General features: G+C 70.9%; 21 protein-coding genes. 10 read left to right on the forward strand and 11 right to left on the reverse strand.

The genetic code is table 11. The features are described from left to right. Positions 1-6: 6 nt before the first annotated feature. Positions 7-258 (reverse strand): hypothetical protein, encoded by a 252-nt coding sequence (locus tag ACIBST_RS36080; RefSeq protein WP_352326656.1) that lies wholly within the window; start codon positions 256-258, stop codon positions 7-9. A 79-nt stretch (positions 259-337) separates the two neighbouring features. Next, entirely contained in the window at positions 338-1,444 is a 1,107-nt protein-coding gene (locus tag ACIBST_RS36085; protein ID WP_397178060.1) for an MFS transporter, read from the reverse strand. A 79-nt stretch (positions 1,445-1,523) separates the two neighbouring features. Between ACIBST_RS36085 and ACIBST_RS36090 the strand changes: the two genes are divergently transcribed. The 3 genes from ACIBST_RS36090 (at position 1,524) to ACIBST_RS36100 (ending at position 2,977) form a co-directional block, all read left to right on the forward strand. Then, positions 1,524-1,973, forward strand: coding sequence for a hypothetical protein (locus ACIBST_RS36090; protein WP_397178061.1), 450 nt, complete (start codon positions 1,524-1,526; stop codon positions 1,971-1,973). Positions 1,974-2,059: 86 nt separating this feature from the next. Next, a complete protein-coding gene (locus ACIBST_RS36095; RefSeq protein ID WP_397178062.1) occupies positions 2,060-2,506 on the forward strand; it encodes a carboxymuconolactone decarboxylase family protein in 447 nt (148 codons plus the stop codon). Between the two features lie 297 nt (positions 2,507-2,803). Continuing rightward, positions 2,804-2,977: a hypothetical protein gene (locus ACIBST_RS36100; RefSeq protein WP_352357779.1), complete on the forward strand. Its 174-nt coding sequence runs from the start codon at positions 2,804-2,806 to the stop codon at positions 2,975-2,977. 75 nt (positions 2,978-3,052) lie between these two features. Here ACIBST_RS36100 and ACIBST_RS36105 read toward each other — a convergent pair whose 3' ends face one another. Together ACIBST_RS36105 and ACIBST_RS36110 are read right to left on the reverse strand one after the other, a co-directional pair. Continuing rightward, positions 3,053-3,673: a pyridoxamine 5'-phosphate oxidase family protein gene (locus ACIBST_RS36105; protein ID WP_397178063.1), complete on the reverse strand. Its 621-nt coding sequence runs from the start codon at positions 3,671-3,673 to the stop codon at positions 3,053-3,055. 34 nt (positions 3,674-3,707) lie between these two features. Beyond that, complete coding sequence (locus tag ACIBST_RS36110; RefSeq protein ID WP_397178064.1) at positions 3,708-4,226, reverse strand: winged helix-turn-helix transcriptional regulator; 519 nt, start codon at positions 4,224-4,226, stop codon at positions 3,708-3,710. A 55-nt stretch (positions 4,227-4,281) separates the two neighbouring features. On the opposite strand from ACIBST_RS36110, the gene ACIBST_RS36115 reads away from it, so the two are divergent. Further along, complete coding sequence (locus tag ACIBST_RS36115; RefSeq protein ID WP_397178065.1) at positions 4,282-5,616, forward strand: MFS transporter; 1,335 nt, start codon at positions 4,282-4,284, stop codon at positions 5,614-5,616. 48 nt (positions 5,617-5,664) lie between these two features. On the opposite strand, the gene ACIBST_RS36120 is transcribed toward ACIBST_RS36115, so the two are convergent. Further along, on the reverse strand, positions 5,665-6,750 hold the full coding sequence (locus tag ACIBST_RS36120; protein WP_397178066.1) for a PrsW family intramembrane metalloprotease: 1,086 nt from the start codon (positions 6,748-6,750) through the stop codon (positions 5,665-5,667). Positions 6,751-6,825: 75 nt separating this feature from the next. Beyond that, positions 6,826-8,031, reverse strand: a complete 1,206-nt coding sequence (locus tag ACIBST_RS36125; protein WP_397178067.1) for an amidohydrolase — start codon at positions 8,029-8,031, stop codon at positions 6,826-6,828. Between the two features lie 117 nt (positions 8,032-8,148). Between ACIBST_RS36125 and ACIBST_RS36130 the strand changes: the two genes are divergently transcribed. The 3 genes from ACIBST_RS36130 to ACIBST_RS36140 are packed head-to-tail and all read left to right on the forward strand — an operon-like array spanning position 8,149 to position 9,556. Then, the gene (locus ACIBST_RS36130; RefSeq protein WP_397178068.1) at positions 8,149-8,613 is read left to right on the forward strand and encodes a hypothetical protein; all 465 of its coding nucleotides are present in this window, start codon (positions 8,149-8,151) and stop codon (positions 8,611-8,613) included. A 29-nt stretch (positions 8,614-8,642) separates the two neighbouring features. Beyond that, positions 8,643-9,041, forward strand: a complete 399-nt coding sequence (locus ACIBST_RS36135; RefSeq protein ID WP_397178069.1) for an ester cyclase — start codon at positions 8,643-8,645, stop codon at positions 9,039-9,041. A gap of 29 nt (positions 9,042-9,070) precedes the next feature. Beyond that, a complete protein-coding gene (locus tag ACIBST_RS36140; protein ID WP_397178070.1) occupies positions 9,071-9,556 on the forward strand; it encodes a TIGR03618 family F420-dependent PPOX class oxidoreductase in 486 nt (161 codons plus the stop codon). Here ACIBST_RS36140 and ACIBST_RS36145 read toward each other — a convergent pair. Beyond that, the gene (locus tag ACIBST_RS36145; protein ID WP_397178071.1) at positions 9,504-10,907 is read right to left on the reverse strand and encodes an MFS transporter; all 1,404 of its coding nucleotides are present in this window, start codon (positions 10,905-10,907) and stop codon (positions 9,504-9,506) included. The two genes, ACIBST_RS36140 and ACIBST_RS36145, sit on opposite strands and share 53 nt — an antisense overlap. 99 nt (positions 10,908-11,006) lie before the next feature. Between ACIBST_RS36145 and ACIBST_RS36150 the strand changes: the two genes are divergently transcribed. Continuing rightward, complete coding sequence (locus ACIBST_RS36150; RefSeq protein WP_397178072.1) at positions 11,007-13,568, forward strand: glycosyl hydrolase family 18 protein; 2,562 nt, start codon at positions 11,007-11,009, stop codon at positions 13,566-13,568. A gap of 165 nt (positions 13,569-13,733) precedes the next feature. Beyond that, positions 13,734-14,597 (forward strand): glycerophosphodiester phosphodiesterase, encoded by an 864-nt coding sequence (locus ACIBST_RS36155; protein ID WP_397178073.1) that lies wholly within the window; start codon positions 13,734-13,736, stop codon positions 14,595-14,597. A gap of 73 nt (positions 14,598-14,670) precedes the next feature. Here the strand turns inward: ACIBST_RS36155 and ACIBST_RS36160 are convergent, their stop codons facing one another. The 4 genes from ACIBST_RS36160 to ACIBST_RS36175 all read right to left on the reverse strand — a co-directional run bounded on the left by ACIBST_RS36160 (position 14,671) and on the right by ACIBST_RS36175 (position 19,780). Then, positions 14,671-17,490 carry a vitamin B12-dependent ribonucleotide reductase gene (locus ACIBST_RS36160; RefSeq protein ID WP_397178074.1) on the reverse strand — a complete coding sequence of 940 codons (2,820 nt, stop codon included), beginning with the start codon at positions 17,488-17,490 and terminating at the stop codon, positions 14,671-14,673. Next, positions 17,487-17,942 carry a transcriptional regulator NrdR gene (nrdR, locus tag ACIBST_RS36165; RefSeq protein ID WP_103955744.1) on the reverse strand — a complete coding sequence of 152 codons (456 nt, stop codon included), beginning with the start codon at positions 17,940-17,942 and terminating at the stop codon, positions 17,487-17,489. The genes ACIBST_RS36160 and nrdR overlap by 4 nt, the downstream gene beginning before the upstream one ends. Before the next feature lie 1,006 nt (positions 17,943-18,948). Further along, positions 18,949-19,407 (reverse strand): hypothetical protein, encoded by a 459-nt coding sequence (locus ACIBST_RS36170; RefSeq protein WP_397178075.1) that lies wholly within the window; start codon positions 19,405-19,407, stop codon positions 18,949-18,951. Positions 19,408-19,528: 121 nt separating this feature from the next. Beyond that, positions 19,529-19,780, reverse strand: coding sequence for a hypothetical protein (locus tag ACIBST_RS36175; RefSeq protein ID WP_397178076.1), 252 nt, complete (start codon positions 19,778-19,780; stop codon positions 19,529-19,531). Positions 19,781-21,118: 1,338 nt separating this feature from the next. On the opposite strand from ACIBST_RS36175, the gene lexA reads away from it, so the two are divergent. Next, on the forward strand, positions 21,119-21,826 hold the full coding sequence (gene lexA, locus ACIBST_RS36180) for a transcriptional repressor LexA (protein ID WP_352357808.1): 708 nt from the start codon (positions 21,119-21,121) through the stop codon (positions 21,824-21,826). The last annotated feature ends 106 nt before the right edge of the window (positions 21,827-21,932 follow it).

Consider the following 21,932-nt stretch of genomic DNA (forward strand, 5'->3'; position numbering starts at 1 on the left):
GTCCGGTCAGGCGGAGGAGCTCGCCATCACGCGGTCCACGATGCCCTTGTTGCCCTCCTCGCGGGCGCAGTGGGCGCAGCAGTACCAGTGTTCGCCCGACTGGACGCCGTGCCCGATGACCTTGGTGCCGCAGTGCTCGCAGATCGGCGCCATGGCCTCGATCGCGCACTGGAAGCAGTCGAAGGTGTGCACGGCTCCCTGCGCGTGCACCTCGAAGGCCATGTCGTAGTCGTTGCCGCAGTTGTCGCAGACGGCCATGGTGATCCCCTCTTCACGTCCGAATCACCTGGGGCAATACCCCGAACCATGGCCCGCTTTCCCCAACGAAACGCCATATTCAGGCCGAGTCGCCATCGATGATGACGAAACGTACGAGCAGTGGCAGCCCCAGGAGGCCGAGCGCGGCGAGCGCGACGGGCAGCCCGAACGGTCCGCTCAGCCCCGCCACCAGCAGCGGGCTGACGACGAACCCGGCATAGGAGACCGTCGAGACGCCCCACACCAGCGTCCCGGTCGGGTCGTCGGCGGCCGAGCGGCTGAGCAGCGCGGGCACCAGCGGCCCGAGCGCCAGCCCGGTCAGGGCGAAGCCCGCCATCGACAGCGGGACGCCGTCACCGAGCCCGGCCAGGCCGATCCCGGCCGCGCCGCCCGCCCCGGCGACCAGGTAGAGCGCGCGCAGGGGCACCGGCGGCAGCGTATGGGCGGCGATCCGGCCGGCCGTGAGCGCGGCCATGTAGACCGCGGGGGCCAGGCTCGCCATGAGGGGCGTGGCGGCCCGGTGCTCCTCCAGCAGCAGCACCGACCACTGCTCGACCGCGTTCTCGATCACCAGCACGCATCCGGCCAGCGTCCCGAGCAGCAGCGCGACGCCCCACAACCGGCGCCAGGCGCGGTGGTCGCCGGAGGGGGCGGCCCGGCCGCGGCCCACGGTCAGGGCGGGCAGCGACAGGGCCGTCGCCGCCACCAGCACCGCGATCACCAGCAGCACGGTCCGGACGTCCATGCCGAGCGAGCGGGCCAGGCCGGTGAGCGGGGCGGCCACGATGACCGTGAGCGGGAAGGCCGCGTGCACCACCTGGAAGAGCCGCCGGCCGCTCTCGCGCTCGACGCGTCCCGTGGTCAGGTTGAGCGCCACCTCGAGTGCCCCGCTGGCCGCGCCGAGCAGCAGCAGCCCGGCCACGAGCGGCCAGTACGCGGTGACCGCGGCCAGCCCCGCCACGGCCAGCCCGAACAGGACGGTCGCCGCCATGAGGGCACGGCGCTCGCGCCCGCGGGCCAGCCGGCCGGTCAGCGCCATGGCGGGCAGGGCCCCGACGGGCACCGCGCCCAGCGCCGTGCCGAGCTGCGCCGCCGAGACGCCCAGCTCCTGCTTCACGGCGGGCAGCAGAGCCGCCCAGGACCCCCAGAACACCGCCCAGACGGCGGAGACCGCGATGAGCGGCATTCACCAACCCCCTTGAATTGCGGTCAAGTCTCGGTAAAGATCGACGACGTCCTTAATATCCCCCGCCGAAGGGAATATCGTGCTGACGCGCACGGTCATCGCGGCCGGACTGGTCGCCGCCGGTATCGCCGCCACCCCCTCCTCCGCCTCCGCCGCCGCTGCCCCCGAGACGCCCGAGCGCGTCTGCGGCGCGGGCTACCACCGGGTGCAGGACGGCCACCGCGCGATGAAGACGCGCGACGGGAAGGTGCTCGGGCACGTCTACCTCATGTACGACAAGCGCGCCGGGAAGAACTGCGTGGCGGCGATCAAGACCGCCTTCCGCGGCACCCCTACGGTCACCGGCGCCTCCATCGAGGTCCGCGGCGGCGGCCGCAGCGAGGACGTGCAGCGTTACCGCTTCTACGCCGAGACCGGCCACATCGACGGTAGCTGGAAGTGCGTGAAGTACGCGGGCTGGACGCGCACCCCGGACAACCGTGTCGAGGCGTGGGGCGGCCGCGGCTCGTGGGGCAACTGCCGGGGCTGAGAGGAATCCGCCCGCCCGGAGCTGTCACATCGCGCCGGGCCGCCTCGTCCTGTGTCATGGAAGCGACCGACACAGGGAGGAACACCATGACCCAGCGCATCGACATCGCCAAGCTCGCCCCGGAGGCGTACCGGGGGTTCCTGGCGGTGGAGGCGTACATGCACGGCAGCGACCTGCCCGCGGCCACGATCGAGCTGGTCAAGCTGCGGGCCAGCCAGATCAACGGCTGCGGCTACTGCGTGCACATGCACAGCGGCGACATGAAGAAGGCCGGGGAGAGCGACGAGCGGCTGTGGTCGGTCGCCGCCTGGCGGGAGGCCACGGTCTTCACCCCGGCCGAGCGGGCGGCGCTGGCGCTGACCGAGGAGGCGACCCGCCTGGCCGACCGCGGCGAGGCCGTGCCGGACGAGGTGTGGAAGCAGGCGGCCGAGCACTATGACGACAAGCAGCTCGCCGCCCTCGTCGTCTCCGTCGCGATGATCAACGCCTGGAACCGGATCGGCGTGACCGCTCGCCTGGTTCCGGGGACGTGACCGCGTGAAGCGGTAGAAATGCGTTGAGCGGCCCCGGGAGCCCCGGTTAGGTTGGCGCGCAAGGCGGGTGGCGGCACCCGCCGAGCCGCCGTCAGCCGGCGGCGGCCCGGAAGGGGGAAGACCGTGAAACGTGTCAGAGTCCCGAGATCGACGGCCATCAGGCGTCCGCAGCCGTCGGCAGAACCGGATCTACGCACCCCGTCGGGGCGAAAGTTGCCCTATTAGCTACCCTTTACAGCGAACTTACGGCTGTATCGGTAGATAACAGAGGTAACAGAAACATCACGGGGGGCTCACATGAAGAGGCTTGCGGTGGTGCCGCCGCACATCGCCAGGCACAAGATCCGCGACATCCGGGCGGCGGTCCGCCGCAGAAGGACCGAGGCCACCGACCCCAAGGTGGTCGACCTGCGGGCCTACAGCGGCCGGAACGTGATCCGCTTCCCCGGCGGACCGACGCCGGCCGCCTGACCCGCCCGAATCCGCACGAATCCACAGCACCGCTGAGGCTCGACGTGACCGGCTCCCCCCGCCGGCCGTCCGGTTTCAGCCGTAGAGCCTCTTGGCGTAGGACTCGCCGTAGTACGACTCCAACTGCTCCAGGCTCTCCTCGACCACCTGCACCTCCTTGATCAGGCTGGCGTGCGAGGGCAGGACGGAGGGGTTCCAGGAGTCGGGCGTCCACAGCTGCGAGCGCAGGAACGCCTTGGCGCAGTGGAAGAAGATCTGCTCGATCTCCACCACCATGGCCAGCCGCGGCCGGTGACCCTTGACGATCATCTCGTCGAAGAACGGCGCCTCGCGCACGAGCCGGGCGCGGCCGTTCACGCGCAGGGTCTCGTTGCGGCCCGGGATCAGGAAGATCAGGCCGACGTGCGGGTTCTGCAGCACGTTGCGGAACCCGTCGGCCCGGCGGTTGCCCGGACGGTCGGGAATGGCGATCGTGGTGTCGTCGATGACGTGGACGAACCCGGCCGGGTCGCCCTTGGGCGAGACGTCGCAGTTGCCCTCGGCGTCGGACGTGGCGATCAGGCAGAACGGGGAGGCCGCCAGCCAGTCGCGATCACGCGCGTGCAGCCGGACCCGGTCCTTGGTCACGGCCCTCGGCATCACCTCGCCCAGCAGTTCCCGCAGCTCCTCCTCGGACCCGATCTCCGCCCAGCTCATGCGATCTCCTTTCGAGGGGTACCGCCCGATTTTGTCAGGAGATCGGATCAAGCATCCTGTGGGGTGCCCTGAGCAGCACGCTGACCGGGTCATCCCGGTTGTCCGTCAGGCCGGGGCCGGGGCGCACCTCGATCTCCTCCAGCCCGACGGCCGTGCCGCACGACGGGCACCGGGACACGGGGTCGAGCCGGGCGCCGCAGGTGGCGTGGTGGAACAGGCGGCGCGGGCCGTCCCCGCCGAGGTTGCGCTCGCCCCACTGCGACAGGGCCAGCATCGGCACCCACAACTCGCGGCCCGTGGCGGTCAGGACGTATTCGTCGCGGGGCGGGTTGTCCTGGTAGCGGCTTCTGGCCAGCACGCCTGCCTCGACCAGGGCCCCGAGCCGCTGTGACAGCACCGCCCTCGGGATGTCGAGGTGGGCCAGGAAGTCGCCGTAGCGGCGCACGCCGTACATGGCGTCGCGGACGACCAGGAGCGTCCACCGTTCGCCGATCACTTCCAGGGCCTTGGCCAGCGAGCAGTCCTGGCCTTCGTAGTTCTTGCCGAGCGCCATGGGGCCCATGTTAGTTCATTCACCGAACCGTGATACTTTGCGCCGCATGAGTTCAATGACCGAACTGACTCGGGTCCGGCCGGGCACGCTCGCCGTGGCGTCCTCGGCGCCCCTGCTGGTGCTGACGAACTACACCGTGCCGATGGTGACGTTGCCGCAGACGGCCGCGTCCCTGGGCGCCGGGCCGACGGGGCCGGTGTGGATGCTGGGCGGCATCTCGCTCGGGCTGTCGGCGCTGCTGCTGGTCTCCGGCGGGCTGGCCGACGACCACGGGCGCCGGCGGGTGCTGGTCTGGGGGTCGGCCGTGCTGGCCGCCGCCGGGGTGGCGGCCGCGCTGAGCACGTCGGTGCCGGTGTTCGTGCTGGCCAGGCTGGCGCAGGGCGGGGCGAGCGCGGCGATGCTGGCCGCCAGCCTGGGCATCGTCGGCCACGCCTTCCCCTCGGGCGCCGAGCGGGTGCGCGCCACCGGGCTGTACGGCGCCATGATCGGGCTGGGCACCGCGGTCGGCCCGCTGGCCTCCGGCGTGCTGGCCACGGCGGTGAGCTGGCGGGCGGCCTACTGGGTGCTGTCGGCCGCCGCGCTCGTCCTGGCGGTGGCCTCGGCGCGGCTGCTGGCCGAGTCGCGCTCCCCCGCGCCGCGCCGGTTCGACGTGCCCGGCGTGGTGCTGCTCAGCCTGGGCGTGGGCGCGCTGGTCGCGGGGGTCACCGAAGGGCGTGCCGGGTGGGGGCGTCCGGTGGTGGTCGGGGCGTTCGCGCTGGCGGCGGTGCTGGTGGCGGCGTTCGTGTCGGTGGAGCGCCGGCGTCCGGAGCCGCTGCTCGACCTGGAGCTGTTCCGGCGGCCGGTGTTCCTGGTCGCCACCGGCGGCGCGCTGGTCGTCGGGGCGGCGGTGGTGGGCCTGCTCAGCTACCTGCCGACCGTGCTCCAGACCGCGCACGCGCTGACGCCGCTGCAGACCGGCCTGCTGTTCTGCCTCTGGTCGAGCACGTCGTTCGCGGTGTCGCTGACGTCCCGGCTGGTACGCCTGCGCACCGCCGCCCGGCTGGCCCTCGGGCTCGGCCTGACCGCGCTCGGGTTCGCCGGCCTGCTGGGCGTGGGCGGCTCGCTGGACCTGCCGCTGGTCATGGCCGGGCTGGTGGTGAGCGGCGCCGGGTCCGGGCTGATCAACTCCTCGATCACCCACCTGGCGATCGAGAGCGTGCCGGCCCACCGGGTCAGCATGGGGTCGGGCGCCAACAACACCGCCCGCTACGTCGGCTCCTCCCTGGGCGCGGCCGGCGTGGCCGCGGTCGTCGGCGCGTTCGGCGTGGAGCGGGGGGCGACGGTCGCGGTGGCGGCCTGCATCGTGCTGGCGGCGGTGACGGCCCTGGCCGCCGTGCTCACCCGCCCGTGAGCCCGCCCGTGAGCCCACCGCTGAGGGCGGCGCTGAGGGCGGCCCCGGCTACCAGCGGCGGGCGTGGGCCATGGAGGTGAGCAGGGCGTCGCGTTCCATGGCGAACCTGGCCGGGTCCATGCCCTGCCGCTCGGCCCGCAGGTGCAGCACGGTCAGCTCGGTCGCCGCCTGCTGGTAGTCGCTCATCGCGCGGCCGAGCCCGGCGCCCCTGGCCCACTTGCGGGCCGCCTTGCGGGCCTTGAGCGTGCTGAGCATCCTCAGGTCCTCCGCCGTGACCAGGCCGGTGCTGCCGTAGCCGGGCAGGTAGACGCCCATCTTCGAGACGAGCTGACGGCGTTCGACGACGGTGACCACGATGAGCAGCACCAGCGCCACCATGATCACCAGGTACGCCGTGCCCAGCCAGGCCAGCGACTGGGTGGAGGCGGCGCCGTTCCAGAGCCCGTGCAGGACGACCGCGCCCAGGTAGCCGAGCGGGATCGCGGCGAACCTGGCGGGCGTGCGGCGCGTGAGCGCGTAGGCGACGCCGAGCCCGATCATCGAGGTGTAGATGGGGTGGCCGAGCGGGTCGATCAGCCCTCTGAGCACGAACAGCCGGACCGCGGCGCCGGTGCCGTCCTGGCCGAAGGCGATCAGGTAGTAGCCGATGTTCTCCACGGCGGCGAAGCCGAGCCCCGCCATGGAGGCGTAGACGATGCCGTCGGTCAGGCCGTCGATCTCCTGCTTCCTGCGCAGGAGCAGCAGCAGCGCCGACCCCTTCAGCGCCTCCTCGATCACCGGGGCCAGGAACACGGTGCCGACGTCGTTGACGAGCTGGGCGCCGTACCCGGCCCGCAGGAACAGCGCCTGTCCGGCCAGCGTCAGCCCGACGCCGAGCACGATCGCCAGGCCCGCGCCCCAGGCGAAGGCGAAGGCGAGGTGCAGCTTCGGCTCCGGCTCCAGCCGGTCGAGCGAGAGCACCGCTGCCAGCAGCACCGGCAGCGGCGCCAGCCCGAGCACCGCCGACAGCCCGAACCCGACCGGCCCGCCCTTGTGCAGCATGAGACCGAGGACGATCAGCGCGAGGACGCCTGAGACCACCAGTCCGATCAGGAGCGCCTTGCTGGGTCTCTTGGCGGGCAGCGGAGCTGTCATGGGGGGCGCCTTTCTCCGACTCAGTGCACCTACTATGAGCGTTCCCGGCCGTCGCGCACTTGACAGTCGCCTACATCACCGTGACTCGCGGTAATAGGGATCGGCCACGACGGATTCCCCGTCCACGTAGGAGTACACCTCACGCCCGGCGATGAACACCCTCAGCGCCCGGCTCATCACGTCGAGCGGGTCGCCCGACCAGATCACCACGTCGCCGTCGAGGCCGGGACGCAGCGAGCCCACCCGGTCGTCGAGGCCCATGATCCGGGCCGGGTTGACGGTGATCGAGCGCAGCGCGGTGTCCCGGTCGAGCCCTTCCTTGACGGCGAGCGTGGCCTGGTGGACGAGGAAGTGGATGGGCACCACCGGATGGTCGGTGGTGATCGCCAGCTCGACCCCGGCCCGCGCGAGGATGCCCGGGTTGCGCAGGGCGCGCTGCCGCAGCTCGACCTTCGACCGGCTGGTGAACAGCGGGCCGATGATGACCGGCACGTTCCGCTCGGCCAGCGTGTCGGCCAGCAGGTGGCCCTCGGTGCCGTGGTTGAGGATCAGCCGGTGGCCGAACTCGTCGGCCAGGCGCAGCGCGGTGGCGATGTCGTCGGCGCGGTGCGCGTGCTGGCACCACGGCAGCTCGCCGTCGAGCACCCGGACGAGGATCTCCAGCGTGCCGTCGCGGTCGAACGGCTTGTCCTCGCGCTCGGCCGCGGCCTTCCTGGCCTTGTAGTCCTGCGCCTTCATGAGGGCGTCGCGGATCACCGCGGCCACGCCCTGCCGGGTGGAGGGCAGCTTCTTCTGGTCGCCGTAGACGCGCTTGGGGTTCTCCCCCAGCGCGCTCTTGACGCTCACCGGCTCTCTGACCAGCATCTCGTCGACCGACCTGCCCCAGCACTTGACCGCGACCGTCTGGCCGCCGATCGGGTTGCCCGAGCCCGGCTTGATCACGACCGTGGTGACGCCGCCGGACAGCGCGTCGGCGAAGCCCTGGTCGGCCGGGTTGATGGCGTCGAGGGCGCGCAGCCGGGCCCCGTTGGGGTCGGTCATCTCGTTGGTGTCGTTGCCCGCCCAGCCCTCGGCCTCCTCGTACACGCCGAGATGGCCGTGCGCCTCGACGAAACCGGGCAGCACCCAGCCGCCGTCCGCGTCCACGACGGTGGCGGAGCCGGGGATGGTCACGTCCCGCCCCACGGCGACGATCTTCCCGTCCTCGACCAGGACGGCGCCGCCCTCGATGGGATCTCCGTCGACCGGTACGACATATCCGTTGATGATGGCGAGAGTCATGACGGCAACCTACCGGTGCCACGCTTTCCCCCGTAAAGCCTAGACCGATAACCAGATTTCGGGCATGCTTGTCGAGATCTTCAGTCAAGGCCAATCGAAAGGGACGTACTGGTGCGCATGCCCGCAAAGGCAATCCTTCTGACGGCGGCGATCGGTCTCAGCGGCGTTCTGGCGACCCCGGCGAACGCCACGGCCGCGAGCACCCCGCAGGGCGTCTGCGGATCGGGCTTCGGGCTCGTCTCCGGCGGCGCGAAGCCCGTCAAGACCCAGGGCGGCAAGCGCTACGGCACCGTCTACCTCCTGTACAACCGCGGCACCGGCCAGAACTGCGTGGTCACCATCAAGTCCAGCTTCATCGGCTCGAAGACGCAGATGAGCGCCAGGCTCACCGTCATGCCCAAGCCGCACAAGGACGAGAAGGAGGACCCGATCATGCGCATCGACGCCGGCAAGTTCGGGCAGTACGCCGGGCCGGTCAAGTACTGGGCCAAGGGCGCCTGCGTGAAGTTCTGGGGCACGATCCAGGGCACCGACGGGTCCATCGCCGGCGGCGGCCGTACCAGCTGGGGCAACTGCGGCTAGCGGCCTCCCGCGCGGGTAGTCGTGCCGCCATGCTGACCGAACTGTACGAGCGCTGGCTGCTCGAACTGTGGAACGGCGACCTTCCCCTGGCGCACGACCTGGTGACCCCCGGGTTCGTCGGCCACTGGCCCGGCGCGGACGTGCACGGCCCCGACGGGCTGATCGAGGCGATCCGGCAGGGCCACGAGCCGTTCGACGACGTCCGGCTCACGCTCGACGTGGGCCCGGCCGTCGACGGCGACCTGGTCGCCGCCCGCTGGACGTTCACCGGCGCCTACCGGGGCGGCCTGCCCGGCGCGAGCGCACCGACGGGCACCCCCGTCTCCTTCTTCGGGCACGACCTCCTGCGTGCCACGGACGGACGATTCTCCGAATACTGGGTGATCTCCGACGTCCAGTCGTTGTCCCGACAACTCGGGATAGGCTGACATCTTCGCATCACGACGGGGGTCGAAGGATGTCACAGGAGGCCATGGGGTCGATGGGGGCGATGGGCGCACAGCCGCTGGAGCTGCCCGAGGAGGACCTGTCAGCGCTGCTCGCCGGCCAGCGCTTCGGCGCGCTCGCCACCAACGGCGGCGGCGGCCGTCCGCAGTTGTCCACGGTCGTCTACACCTGGGACCCGCCGCGGCGGGTGGTGCGCATCTCGACCGTCGCCGACCGGCTCACCGCGCGCCGCCTGCACCAGGACCCCCGCTGCGCGCTCTACGTCACCAGCGACGACTTCGGCTCCTACGCCGTCGCCGAGGGCGAGGCCGAGCTGTCCCCCGTGAGCGACCGGCCGGGTGACGAGGTGGGGCTGGAGCTGCTGGCCATGCAGCCGTCCTTCGGTGACGCCGCGGGCGAGCTGGCGTTCCTGCACCGGATGGTCGCCGACCGCCGGCTGGTGGTCAGGATCCGGGCGAGACGGCTCTACGGGGCCCTGCTCCCGGCGCCTTCCTGATCGCGCGCCGCCGGTTGTAGGCCACCATCGCCACCACCAGCAGGATCAGCGCCAGATCGATGGCGGCCGACCAGCGCATGGCCCGCGCGTGGTGGCCGCCCTCGGCGACCGCGAAGTAGACCGCCCCGATCACCGCGACGCCGCCCGCGCCGGCGAACTGCTGCGCCGTGCTGAGCACGCCCGACCCGATGCCGGCCTGGTACGGCGCGACCTCCACCAGCGCCGCGCCGATGAGCCGCGGCAGGACCAGTCCGTTGCCCGAGCCCACGAGCACGAGCGCGACCATGACGTACGGCAGCCCCCACCCGGCCCCGGCCACCAGCAGCGCCAGCCCCAGGGCGGTGACCAGGCCGCCGATCATGACGACGACCAGCCCGTACCGGCCGACCAGGCGGGTGCCCAGCAGCGAGGTCACGGTGAACAGCACGCCCATCGGCGCGAAGGCCAGGCCCGCCTGGAACGCGGTGAGCCCAAGCCCGTTCTGCAGCAGCAGCGTCAGCGTGAACATGAACGAGGCGAAGTACGCCATGAACGCGACGATCGCCCCGACGCCCGCCAGGTAGGAGTGGACCTTGAGCAGGCCGAGGTCGAGCACCGGCTGCCCGCCCCTGGCGGCCAGCGTCCGCTGCCACCACCAGGTCAGCGCGAACACCGGCGCGCTCGCGGCCATGGCGGCCCACGTCCAGGCGGGCCAGCCCAGGCTGTCGCCGAGGCCGAGCGGCACCAGCAGCAGCGCCAGCCCGGCGGCCAGCCCCGCCGCGCCCGGCAGATCGAACGCGACGGGCTCGCGCCGGTCGGCCTCGGGCAGCAGCCACCGGGCCAGCGGCACGACGACCAGGCCGACCGGCAGGTTGATCAGGAAGATCACCCGCCAGCCGAGGCCGAACACGTCGGCGGTGAGCAGCAGGCCGCCGAGCACCTGGCCGGCGATGGAGCCGAGGCCGCCGGCGGCGCCGTACCAGCCGAGGGCGCGGCCGCGGCGCTCCGGCGGGTAGACGGCCGAGATCATGGCCAGCACCTGGGGCACCATGACGGCTCCCGCCAGGCCCTGGAGCAGGCGGGCGGCGACCAGCCAGGCGGCGCCGGGCGCGAGGCCGCACAACACCGAGGCGACGGTGAACCCGGCCACGCCGAGGACGAACAGCCGCCGGTAGCCGTGACGGTCGCCGAGCCGGCCGCCGGTGATCATGCCGGCCGCGTACGTGAACGCGTACCCGGCCACGATCAGCTCCAGGGCCGCCGGACCGGCGCTCAGGTCGTGCTCGATGGCCGGCGCGGCCACGTTGACCACGAAGAAGTCGAACTGGGCCATGAACCACGCCGACAGCAGGACCGGCAGCACCCCTCGCATCTTGTCAGGCTAGATCAGACAGGCTCTTGCAAGTTGAGTGGGAGGGGCTTACGATCCGCGTAATTGTTAGGAAACTTTCTTTAAAGAAAGGTCCTTGACGTGCGCCGATTAGTCACCCCCCTGATCGCCGTTCTCGTGATCATCGGCATGTGCACCCTTCCCGCACAGGCCGCGAGCCGCCTCATCGCCACGTTCTCCCTCTCCGGGAACACCGGCACCTTCCTGGTGAGCAACCCGGGCACGACCGCCGTCAGCGGCTGGTCGATCGTCTTCGAGCTGCCGTCCGGGGTCACCGCGAGCAACCCCCAGAACGCCACCATCCGCCAGAACGGCACCAAGGTGACGCTCACCCCCGCTTTCTACATCAACACCGTGCAGGCGGGGAAGAACACCGAACCCTACAGCCCCAAGGTGACGCTGAGCTCGGCCGTCCAGCCGACGAGTTGCCTGATCAACGGCGCCAACTGCGACGGCACCGGCGGCGACCCGCCCACGAAGCCGCCGGTCAGCGCCACCTACGACGTCAGCGGCACCTCGGCCAAGTTCATCGTCGCCAACAACAGCACCACCGCGCTGAACGGCTGGTCGATCGTGTTCGAGCTGCCCGCGGGCGTCACCGCGAGCAACGCCCAGAACGGCTCACTCACCCAGAGCGGGCGGACCGTCACCCTGACCCCCGTCCACTACAACACCACCGTGAACGCGGGCGCGACCACCGAGCCCTACAGCCCGAGCTTCACGGTGAGCACGGCCAACGCCGAGCCGACGAGCTGCCGGATCAACGACGTCAACTGTGACGGCACCCCCGACGCGCCGCCCGGCGCCCCCGGGAACCTGCGCTCGCCGGTCAAGACCACCAAGACCGTCTCGCTCGCCTGGGACGCCGCCACCCAGGGCAGCCTGCCCATCGTCGGGTACGAGATCTACAACGGCTCCGCCCTGGCCGCCTCGGTCACCGAGACCTCCGGGACGGTCTCCGGCCTGACGCCGAACACCGAGTACACGTTCACCGTCAAGGCCAAGGACCGCAAGGGCACCCTGTCGGCCGCCTCGGCGCCGCTGAAGGTGACCACCCGCAACCCGGCCGACGACTCCCAGGCGCCGTCGGTGCCGTCGGGCCTGCGCAGCACGGCCAAGACGTCCAGCAGCGTCACGCTGTCCTGGACGGCCTCCACCGACAACACCGGCGTGGCCAACTACGACGTCTTCACCGGCTCGACCCTGGCCACGACCGTCACGGGCACGACGGCGGTCGTCTCCGGCCTGTCCCCCTCGACCGAGTACTCCTTCACGGTCAAGGCCCGCGACCTGTACGACAACCTCTCCGCCGCCTCCGCCCCGGTGAAGGTGACGACGTCGGACATCGTCGAGACCGGGTACGCCCGCGTCGGCTACTTCGTCCAGTGGGGCATATACGGCCGCCAGTACTTCGTCCGCAACCTGGACACCACCGGGGCCGCGGCGAAGCTGACCCACATCAACTACGCCTTCGCCAACATCGACCCCAAGAACCTGACCTGCCTGCAGGGCGTCACCAAGGGCACCACGTCCGACCCGCAGGACCCGAGCCAGGGCGACGGCGCCGGTGACGCCGAGGCCGACTACGGCAGGCCGTTCAGCTCCGCCCAGTCGGTCGACGGGGTCGCCGACACCGGCTGGGAGAAGCTCCAGGGCAACTTCAACCAGCTCAAGAAGCTCAAGGCGAAGTACCCGAACCTCAAGGTGCTGATCTCGCTCGGCGGCTGGACGTACTCCAAGTACTTCTCCGACGTGGCGGCGACCGACGCCTCCCGCAAGAAGTTCGTCGCCTCCTGCATCGACACCTACATCAAGGGCAACCTGCCCGACTACAACGGCAAGGGCGGTCCGGGCACGGCCGCGGGCATCTTCGACGGCATCGACCTCGACTGGGAGTGGCCGGGCGCCGAAGGGCACGCGGGCAACCACATCGGCCAGAACGACAAGGCCAACAACACGCTGCTGATCGCCGAGTTCCGCCGCCAGCTCGACGCGCTGACGACGACGACCGGCAAGCGGTACCAGCTCACGGCGTTCACCCCGGCCGACCCGGCCAAGATCGCCGCCGGCTGGGACCTGCCCGAGGTCGCCAAGTCGCTGGACATCTTCAACATCCAGGGCTACGACTTCCACGGCGCGGGCAGCGACAACTCCTGGGAGCCGAACCGCACCGGCCACCAGGGCAACCTGTACCTCGACGCGGACAGTCCGTACAACCCGGACTTCAGCGTCGAGAAGGCCGTGGACGTCTACCTCCAGGCCGGCGTCAACCCCCGCAAGCTGACCATCGGCCTGGCCTACTACGGCCGCGGCTGGCAGCAGGTGACCGACGGCGGCAGGGCCGGCGAGTGGCAGGACGCGCACGGCGCGGCTCCCGGCCAGTTCCAGGAGGAGGCGGGCACCCGCGGCTACAGCAACCTGCTGGCCATGGTGCCCGGCTGCACGGTCCGGCACGACGAGGTCGCCGTCGCCACCTACTGCTACACCGGCAACAACGGGCAGTGGTGGACGTTCGACGACGCCTGGTCGATCGGCAAGAAGACGGCCTGGCTGAAGAGCAAGGGCCTGCTGGGCGCGATGATCTGGGAGATGTCCGGCGACCCGGGCGTCCTCACCACCGCGCTGGACGCCGGACTGAAGTAGCCGGTGTCAGCTGAGGGCGGGCCGCCGCGGGCGGCCCGCCCTCACGCATGTCCGCGTGTCGAAGTCTCATCGGTTGGGCACCGCTGCGTTACTCTGCCCTCAACTCACGGTCATCCTTGCTGGTCATGGTCGGGGTTGTCGGTCTCTCCCCCACCGAGGAGATCCATGTTGCGGCGACTCGCCCTGTTCCTGCCCCTCGCCCTCCTCCCCCTGGCCTCCCCGCCCGCCGCCGCCGCCGTCGACACTGCGGTCGACACTGCCGTCGACACTGCGGTCGGCGCGGTGCTCAACGTCGCCCATCGGGGCGCGTCGGCGTACGCGCCGGAGAACACCGTCGCAGCCTTCCAGCTCGCCGCCCGCCAGGGGGCCGACCTGTTCGAGCTGGACGTCCAGGAGACCAAGGACCACGAGCTGGTCCTGATGCACGACACCACCCTCGCCCGCACCACCGACGCCGAGCGCGCCCTGCCGGGCCTGGCGCCCTGGCGGGTGCGCGACCTCACGCTCGCGCAGATCCGCAGGCTGGACGCGGGCTCCTGGTTCGACCGGGAGTACACCGGCGAGCGGGTGCCGACCCTTCAGGAGGCGCTGCGCGCGACGGCCGGATCCCGCGCCGGGATGCTGCTGGAGGTCAAGGAGCCGAAGCTCTACCCGGGCATCGAGGCCCGCATCGTCCGCGCGCTGCGCGCCGAGCCCTCCTGGCTCGCGCCGGGGCGGCTGGTGGTGCAGTCGTTCGACTGGGACTCGATGCGCGCCTTCCACCGGCTGCTGCCCGGCGTGCCGATCGGGCTGCTCGGCACGCCGGGCGCCGCCGCGCTGCCCGGCCTGGCCCGGTTCGCCGACCACGTCAACCCGCCGTACGCCGCGCTCACGCCTTCGTACGTGAAGCTGGCCCACGAGCACGGCATGAAGGTCTTCGCCTGGACGGTCGACAGCCCCGACGTCATGCAACGCCTGGTGACGTACCAGGTGGACGGCATCATCACCGACAAACCCGACGTCCTGCGCGACCTGCTGACCGGAGCCTGACCCCCGGAACGCCGATGAGGGGGCCCGTTCCCGGGCCCCCTCATCTCAGTTCAGCGTCGAACCAAGCGGACGATCAGCTGCAGCCGCTGGTCGAGCCGCAGCCCTCGCACACGTAGCAGCTTCCGGCCGGCCGCATCTTGGTGCCGCAGGTCATGCAGAGCGGCGCGTCGGCGGTGAAGCGCTGGTGGCTCTCCAGCGTCAGCTCCCGGACCGGCTCCTCCTTCGGCTCCTCCTTGGGCTTCTCGATGGGCGCCGACTGGGCCAGCGCCTCCCGGTCGACCGCCTCCGGCAGCGCCGCCGGGTCCTCGCCGCGCTGCTGCGCGGCGCGCTCGGCCGCCGAGAAGATGCCCAGCGCCGCCCGCTCGTCGTAGGGCAGGTGGTCGAGGGCCAGGCGGCGGAAGATGTAGTCCATCACCGACGTGGCCATCCGGATGTCCGGGTCGTCCGTCATGCCTGCCGGCTCGAACCGCATGTTCACGAACTTGCTCATGTACGTCTCCAGCGGCACCCCGTACTGGAGGCCGATGGAGATCGCCACCGAGAAGGCGTCCATGACGCCCGCCAGCGTCGAGCCCTGCTTGGACATCTTGAGGAAGACCTCGCCGAGCCCGTCGTCAGGGTAGGACGAAGCGGTCATGTAGCCCTTGGCGCCGCCCACGGTGAAGCGGGTGGTCATGCTGGGACGCTGGTTGGGCATGCGCCGCCGGGTCGGCCGGTTGACCTCGATGACCTTGACCTCGGGCTCGGCCTCGACGGCCTTCGGCTCGTCCTTCTTGGCGCCGTTGCCGGCCGACAGCGGCTGGCCGACCTTGCAGTTGTCGCGGTAGACGGCCAGCGCCTTCAGGCCGAGCTTCCAGCCCTCCAGGTAGACCTGCTCGATGTCGTCGATCGTGGCCGACTCCGGCAGGTTGACCGTCTTGGAGATCGCGCCGGACAGGAACGGCTGGGTCGCCGCCATCATCCGCACGTGGCCCATCGGCGCGATGGCCCGCTCGCCCATCGCGCAGTCGAACACCTCGTAGTGCTCGGTGCGCAGGCCGGGGGCGTCGACGACGTGGCCGTGCTCGGCGATGTACTCGACGATGGCCTCGATCTGCTCCTGCTGGTAGCCGAGCTGCCTGAGCGCCCACGGGATCGTCTGGTTGACGATCTGCATCGAGCCGCCGCCGACCAGCTTCTTGAACTTGACCAGCGCGAGGTCGGGCTCGATGCCGGTGGTGTCGCAGTCCATCATCAGGCCGATGGTGCCCGTGGGGGCGAGCAGGCTGGCCTGGGCGTTGCGGTAGCCGTTCTTCTCGCCGACCTTCAGGCACTCCGACCACTGGCGCGACGCCTCGGCGTGGATCTTCGCGTCCATGGTGCCGACCGTGCGCAGGTTGTCGTTGGCGGCGGCGTGCTTGCGCATGACCCGCTTGTGCGGCTCGGCGTTGCGGGCATAGCCGTCGTACGCGCCCACCACCCCGGCCAGCTCGGCGCTGCGCCGGTAGGACACACCGGTCATCAGCGACGTGATCGCCCCGGCCACCGCGCGGCCGCCGTCGGAGTCGTAGGCGTGGCCCGTGGCCATGAGCAGCGCGCCCAGGTTGGCGTAGCCGATGCCGAGCTGGCGGTAGGCCCGCGTGGTCTCGCCGATGCGCTCGGTCGGGAAGTCGGCGAAGGTGATCGAGATGTCCATCGCGGTGATGATCAGCTCGGTCAGCTTGACGAAGTCGGCGACGTTGAAGGTGTTGTCGTCCTTCAGGAACTTCAGCAGGTTGATGCTGGCCAGGTTGCACGAGGAGTTGTCCAGGTGCACGTACTCCGAGCACGGGTTGCTGGCGGTGATCCGGCCGGTCTCCGGCGTGGTGTGCCAGTCGTTGATCGTGTCGTCGTACTGCACACCCGGGTCGGCGCACTCCCAGGCGGCCTTGGCCATCTTGCGGAAGAGGTCCTTGGCCTCGATCTTCTCGATGACCTCGCCGGTCAGGCGGGCGCGCAGGCCGAACTGGTCGCCCTTCTCCACCGCGCGCATGAACTCGTCGGAGACCCGCACCGAGTTGTTGGCGTTCTGGTACTGGACGGAGACGATGTCCTTGCCGCCCAGGTCCATGTCGAAACCGGCGTCACGCAGGGCGCGGATCTTGTCCTCTTCGCGCGCCTTGGTCTCGATGAACTCCTCGATGTCGGGGTGGTCGACGTCGAGCACGACCATCTTGGCCGCCCGGCGCGTCGCGCCGCCCGACTTGATCGTGCCCGCCGAGGCGTCCGCGCCGCGCATGAAGCTGACCGGCCCGCTGGCCGTGCCGCCGCTGGAGAGCAGTTCCTTGGACGAACGGATGCGGGACAGGTTGACGCCCGACCCCGAACCGCCCTTGAAGATCACGCCCTCTTCCTTGTACCACTCCAGGATCGACTCCATCTGGTCGTCCACGGAGAGGATGAAACAGGCGCTGACCTGCTGCGGCGAGGCGGTGCCCACGTTGAACCAGACCGGCGAGTTGAACGCGAAGACCTGGTGGACCAGCGCGTGCTTGAGCTCGTGGTCGAAGATCTCGGCGTCCTCGTCGCTGGCGAAGTAGCCGTGCTCGACGCCCGTGCGGGTGTAGACGCCGACCACCCGGTCGACGAGCTGCTTGAGGCTCCACTCGCGCTGCGGCGTGCCGACCGCGCCGCGGAAGTACTTGGTCGTCACGATGTTGGCCGCGTTCACCGACCAGAACTCGGGGAACTCGACACCCCGCTGCTCGAAGTTGATCGAGCCGTCGCGCCAGTTCGTCATCACGACGTCACGGCGCTCCCACTGGACCTCGTCATACGGGTGCACGCCGGGCTTCGTGAAGATCCGCTTCATCCTCAGCCCCTTACGCGGCCGCTTACCCCCGCGCGCCACTGAACCGCTGGCCGTGTCCGTCATGACTCCCCCTTCTCCGCCTTCAACTGTGAGATCTCGGCCTCGAAGTCCGCCAGGCTCTCGAAACCGCGATAAACCGATGCGAATCGCAGGTAGGCCACCTCGTCGAGCTCCCGGAGCGGGCCGAGGATCGCCAGGCCCACCTCGTTCGACGGCAGCTCGGCCGCGCCCTTGGCCCGGATGGCCTCCTCTACCCGCTGCCCGAGCTGCGCCAGCGAGTCCTCGCTGACCGGCCTGCCCTGACAGGCCCGCCGCACGCCCGCGACGACCTTGTCCCGCGAGAACGGCTCCGTCACCCCGCTACGCTTGCTCACCATCAGCAGGACGGTCTCCTGCGTGGTGAACCTGCGCCCGCACTCGGGACAGGTGCGGCGGCGCCTGATGGCCGCGCCGTCGTCCGTGGACCGGCTGTCGATGACCCTGGTGTCAGGGTGGCGACAGAACGGACAGTGCACGGCTTCGCCTCCTCGACCCGCCCGGCCCACCACACGCGTAAAACCCTCGCCGCGGTACGCTCGCGCACGCCCCACGGCTCGCCATGGTGCGGTCACGGAAACACAAGGTGTGGTGAACCGACATCGGTGTAACTACTAGATGTTGTGGTCCAACCGTAGAAGCGCGCGACCATGAACGCAAGTTGAGCAACACCGTGGAGCTGAAGTCGCTGATCAGCCCCTCAGTCACACGGGCCCCGGGCGTGTCGCCCCGGCCGGCCCCTCGCGCGCCTCACCCGACCGGCCCCGTCGCCCCGACGGCGACCAGCCCAAACAGGCCCCACAAAGGTACCGGAGCCCACGGCCTCCCCCCACCTCCCACCACCCCCGAAGCCCCCTCCCCTACCCCCACAACTCACCCCAGAACCCCGCGGCAGCCCCCTTCTCACCGACGCGCGCGGAACGCAGGGCGCCGACGCGCGCGGAACGCAGCGCCTCGCCCTGGGCCCCCTTGCCCCCACCCTCTCGGTCCTGCTCCTTTGAGCCGATCCGACCCCGTCCCCACCGGACGGCCCGCATCCTTGAGTTCGCCCCTCCCCTCGCCCGCTGGGTCCTGCTCCCTTTGCCCCCCAGACGGCTCACCCCCTTGAGCCAACCCCTGCCCCCAGAGGCCCCCGCTTCTCAGCACTCCAATGCGCGCGCCACATCACGATCACGGTTGGGATCTGCCCCTCGCCGACCACCCATCGCCCGGTGCCCCTGAGCCGCCGCACCGGCGCCGCCGCGCGGCTTGTAGAGGCAGTGTCGAGCAGTTGCCTAATGGCGACAGGAGGCCAGTTCGTTGAAAGTACCCAACCAGCCGCCAGGGGCAGCGCTGCGGCAGCGGCCACCGCACGATCTTCGGGTGTCTTCACGGACTCCGAATGATCGCGCGGTGGCCGTCTCCATGCGCCCCCCTACGCCTCAAGATCGCCGAGCGTCACTGACGCTCTGGATGGTCACCCCACGCGGTGGCGGACCGAGCGCGTCACGGGCACTTCGCGCGCATCGTGGGGCTCCAGCCGTTGTGGACGACGTACTTGCTTCCCGCGTAGTAGCTGACCTGGCCCTGCAGGCGGTAGGTGAAGGTGTCCCCCCGCTTGCAGCCCTTGTACAACGTCCTCTTGCCGGCCCCGTACCAGGAGGCGCTGGAGATGTTCTGCCAGCCCCACCAGCGCTTGCGCTGCAGCATGATCTTGACGCGCTGGTTGCTGGAGCAGCCAATCGCCCAGCCCGTCGCGGCCACGTGTCCCTTGCGCATCTCCGGACGGTACACACGCACCTCACGGCACGACATCGTCGCCGAGCCGGCCGCCGCGCCAGCCGTGGTGACGGTGGTGGCAAAGGTCTGGGCGCCGGTCTGGACGGAGGCCTGCGCAGGGGCGCCCGCCGTCAGAGCCGCGGCGGCGACCGCCGCACCGACGACCATCGTGTTGAACGTTCGCATCGAGTTCTCCTTGGTGCTCGTCGTACTGGACACCGCGAAGGTAGCCAGGCCGATGTTGAGAACCTGTGGAGTGCCTGTTGAGCGACCGCTCGGCCAGGTGTCCTCCAGCGCGACTGCTCCCTCAGCCGACCGCCGCCCACGGCGAGCTCGCCCGGCCAGGCAGCCCGGCACTGACGGCCGCGCGGCCAGGCACCTCGGCGCCCACCGTGGAATCGCCGGACACCCCGACGCCCGCAGCCGCGTGCCCGGCCGCCCGCGTCCCGAGCCAGAAGCCGCCCAGGGACAGCGACACCATCACCACCACCAGCAGCACGATCCGCCCCCGGCGGGTCAGCCGCACCGGAGGAGCCGGAGCCTTGACGCCAGTCCCCACAGAAACCACCCCGGCACCCCGCCCCCGCCGTCGCCGCGACGTACGACGACTCCGCGCAAGCCCCGCACCGTCACCGGCCGGAGCGCTTTCCGCCCCCACAACACGTCCCAACATCTCCCGCCCCCTGCGAGCCTCATCGTCACCAGAACCCCCGTTCCTCCGCGCCCCCCGGCGCCGCGAGCCCCCCGGCCCGCTCACCACTTGCCCCCGATCCCGGCCCATGGCCTCCCCGGAGCGCGACCCCCGTGCCATGAACCGCTCCGCCGTCCGTCCCGAGCGCCGCCCCTGCCCGCCCAGCCGCTCGCCCCTCTTGCGGCGTCGCCCCTCTGTCTCGGGCTGCTCGGGCGAGTCGCCCAAGCGCCGCCTTCGCGTCTCGGGCGAGGCCGTGGGCTCACCGGAGCGCCGCCTGCGAAGCTCGGGCCGGCCCGTGGCCTCCCCTGGACGCCGCCGTTCCCAAGGGCGGTCCGCTCGGGTCTCCGCCCGGCGCTCCCGCTCTCCTTCCGGCGGGATCGCCGAGCTCCGGCCCGCCGGTCGCGCCGCACGGCCCCCCTGACCTCGCCTCCCCGACGCCTCCGCCAAACCTCGGCCTCCTGACGCCTCCTCCTCGCCGCGCCTACCCGACCCCTCCGCCGGACCTCGGCTTCCCAGCTCCTCCGAACGTTGTCCGGCTGCTTCGGGTGGCCGGCGGCGCCGGGCGGCGGGCTCGGGTGGGCGGGCGGGAGGCTTGGTCACGTCCGTGCCGGGCATGCCCTGTGTGCCTTCGACCCGGCGGCGAGCGGCGCGGGTGTCGTCGGTGAGAGGCTGTCCACCGCGCTCCTGGGACAGCGTCCGTTCAGCCTCCGTGTCCTCGTCCGGACGCGGGGAGGGAACCAGCCACAGCCGGGGGCGGCCCGAGCCATGGGTGGCACCCCCGGGGCCGCCCACGCGGCGTCGCCGGGTGTTCGAATCGGGAGCCGGTCGTCTTCCCGGATTCTCACGGCGGCCGGAGCCGGTTTGCGGGTCGTCTCCACGTCGGCCGCCGCCCCGGGTGGCGTCGGCGATGAGGGTGAGCCGGTTGGCGTCTTCGCTGGTCGGGTCGGTGCTCGGGGTCGTTCGCACGATTGGCCTCCCGCCGTCTGGCCCGAGGAAACGGCCAAAATAAGATCAGCAAATCGAACACGGTGTCGATCGAACTCCCGTACGATGTTGTACACCACGCTGGCGACAATTTCGAGGAAGACTCGAACAATTGTTTGAAGATGATCTTCAACAGCGATACGGTCGCTGTGTGCGACATCAAGACCACGGACCGGGAGGTTCGCCGGTGAGGCGGGCCGCCGCCAGGCGAGGAGGAAGAGCATGAGCGAGCGGGAAGACGCTAACGGGGTCACAGACCTCGCGGTGCGCCGGCGCGACTCCCTGGGCCTGACACCCAGGCAGCGCAAGATCCTCGAAGTGATCCGCGATTCGGTGCAGCAGCGCGGCTACCCGCCCTCGATGCGCGAGATCGGCGAGGCCGTGCAGCTGACGAGCACGTCCAGCGTGTCGCACCAGTTGACCGCCCTGCAGCGCAAGGGATACCTGCGCCGCGACCCGCACCGGCCGCGCGCGCTGGAGGTGCGCCTGCCCGGCGAGCCCGTGCTGTGGGTCGACCCCGACGCCACCGACGACGAGGCCCCGGTGAGCCGGCCGACCGCCGCCTACGTCCCGCTCGTGGGCCGCATCGCCGCCGGTGGCCCGATCCTGGCCGAGGAGAGCGTGGAGGACGTCTTCGCCCTTCCCAAGCAGCTCGTCGGCGAGGGCACGCTCTTCCTGCTCCAGGTGGCCGGTGACTCGATGATCGAGGCCGCCATCGCCGACGGCGACTGGGTGGTCGTCCGCCAGCAGCCGGTCGCCGAGAGCGGTGACATCGTGGCCGCCATGATCGAGGGCGAGGCCACGGTCAAGACTTTCAAGCGCAAGGACGGGCACGTGTGGCTGGTGCCTCACAACTCGAACTACGAGCCCATCCCCGGTGACGAGGCCAGCGTTCTGGGCAAGGTGGTGGCCGTCCTCCGCCGCCTCTAGTCCATCCGCCGGTCGGCCGCCCTTTAAGAGGCCGCGGCCGCCGTTCGACTTCCCGCGATCCGGCCCCCCTCGCACGGGGAGCTGTGATCGCCGGCGCCATGTGGCG

The organism is Nonomuraea sp. NPDC049684, assembly GCF_044465345.1.
Taxonomy (GTDB): Bacteria; Actinomycetota; Actinomycetes; order Streptosporangiales; family Streptosporangiaceae; genus Nonomuraea.

What these genes read in the sequence shown, in the direction of transcription:
- ACIBST_RS36080 (WP_352326656.1), bottom strand. Translation starts at nt 258, where the DNA reads ATGGCCGTCTGCGACAACTGCGGCAACGACTACGACATGGCCTTCGAG.
- ACIBST_RS36085 (WP_397178060.1), bottom strand. Translation starts at nt 1,444, where the DNA reads ATGCCGCTCATCGCGGTCTCCGCCGTCTGGGCGGTGTTCTGGGGGTCC.
- ACIBST_RS36095 (WP_397178062.1), top strand. Translation starts at nt 2,060, where the DNA reads ATGACCCAGCGCATCGACATCGCCAAGCTCGCCCCGGAGGCGTACCGG.
- ACIBST_RS36100 (WP_352357779.1), top strand. Translation starts at nt 2,804, where the DNA reads ATGAAGAGGCTTGCGGTGGTGCCGCCGCACATCGCCAGGCACAAGATC.
- ACIBST_RS36105 (WP_397178063.1), bottom strand. Translation starts at nt 3,673, where the DNA reads ATGAGCTGGGCGGAGATCGGGTCCGAGGAGGAGCTGCGGGAACTGCTG.
- ACIBST_RS36110 (WP_397178064.1), bottom strand. Translation starts at nt 4,226, where the DNA reads ATGGCGCTCGGCAAGAACTACGAAGGCCAGGACTGCTCGCTGGCCAAG.
- ACIBST_RS36115 (WP_397178065.1), top strand. Translation starts at nt 4,282, where the DNA reads ATGACCGAACTGACTCGGGTCCGGCCGGGCACGCTCGCCGTGGCGTCC.
- ACIBST_RS36120 (WP_397178066.1), bottom strand. Translation starts at nt 6,750, where the DNA reads ATGACAGCTCCGCTGCCCGCCAAGAGACCCAGCAAGGCGCTCCTGATC.
- ACIBST_RS36125 (WP_397178067.1), bottom strand. Translation starts at nt 8,031, where the DNA reads ATGACTCTCGCCATCATCAACGGATATGTCGTACCGGTCGACGGAGAT.
- ACIBST_RS36130 (WP_397178068.1), top strand. Translation starts at nt 8,149, where the DNA reads ATGCCCGCAAAGGCAATCCTTCTGACGGCGGCGATCGGTCTCAGCGGC.
- ACIBST_RS36135 (WP_397178069.1), top strand. Translation starts at nt 8,643, where the DNA reads ATGCTGACCGAACTGTACGAGCGCTGGCTGCTCGAACTGTGGAACGGC.
- ACIBST_RS36140 (WP_397178070.1), top strand. Translation starts at nt 9,071, where the DNA reads ATGTCACAGGAGGCCATGGGGTCGATGGGGGCGATGGGCGCACAGCCG.
- ACIBST_RS36145 (WP_397178071.1), bottom strand. Translation starts at nt 10,907, where the DNA reads ATGCGAGGGGTGCTGCCGGTCCTGCTGTCGGCGTGGTTCATGGCCCAG.
- ACIBST_RS36155 (WP_397178073.1), top strand. Translation starts at nt 13,734, where the DNA reads ATGTTGCGGCGACTCGCCCTGTTCCTGCCCCTCGCCCTCCTCCCCCTG.
- ACIBST_RS36160 (WP_397178074.1), bottom strand. Translation starts at nt 17,490, where the DNA reads ATGACGGACACGGCCAGCGGTTCAGTGGCGCGCGGGGGTAAGCGGCCG.
- ACIBST_RS36170 (WP_397178075.1), bottom strand. Translation starts at nt 19,407, where the DNA reads ATGCGAACGTTCAACACGATGGTCGTCGGTGCGGCGGTCGCCGCCGCG.
- lexA (WP_352357808.1), top strand. Translation starts at nt 21,119, where the DNA reads ATGAGCGAGCGGGAAGACGCTAACGGGGTCACAGACCTCGCGGTGCGC.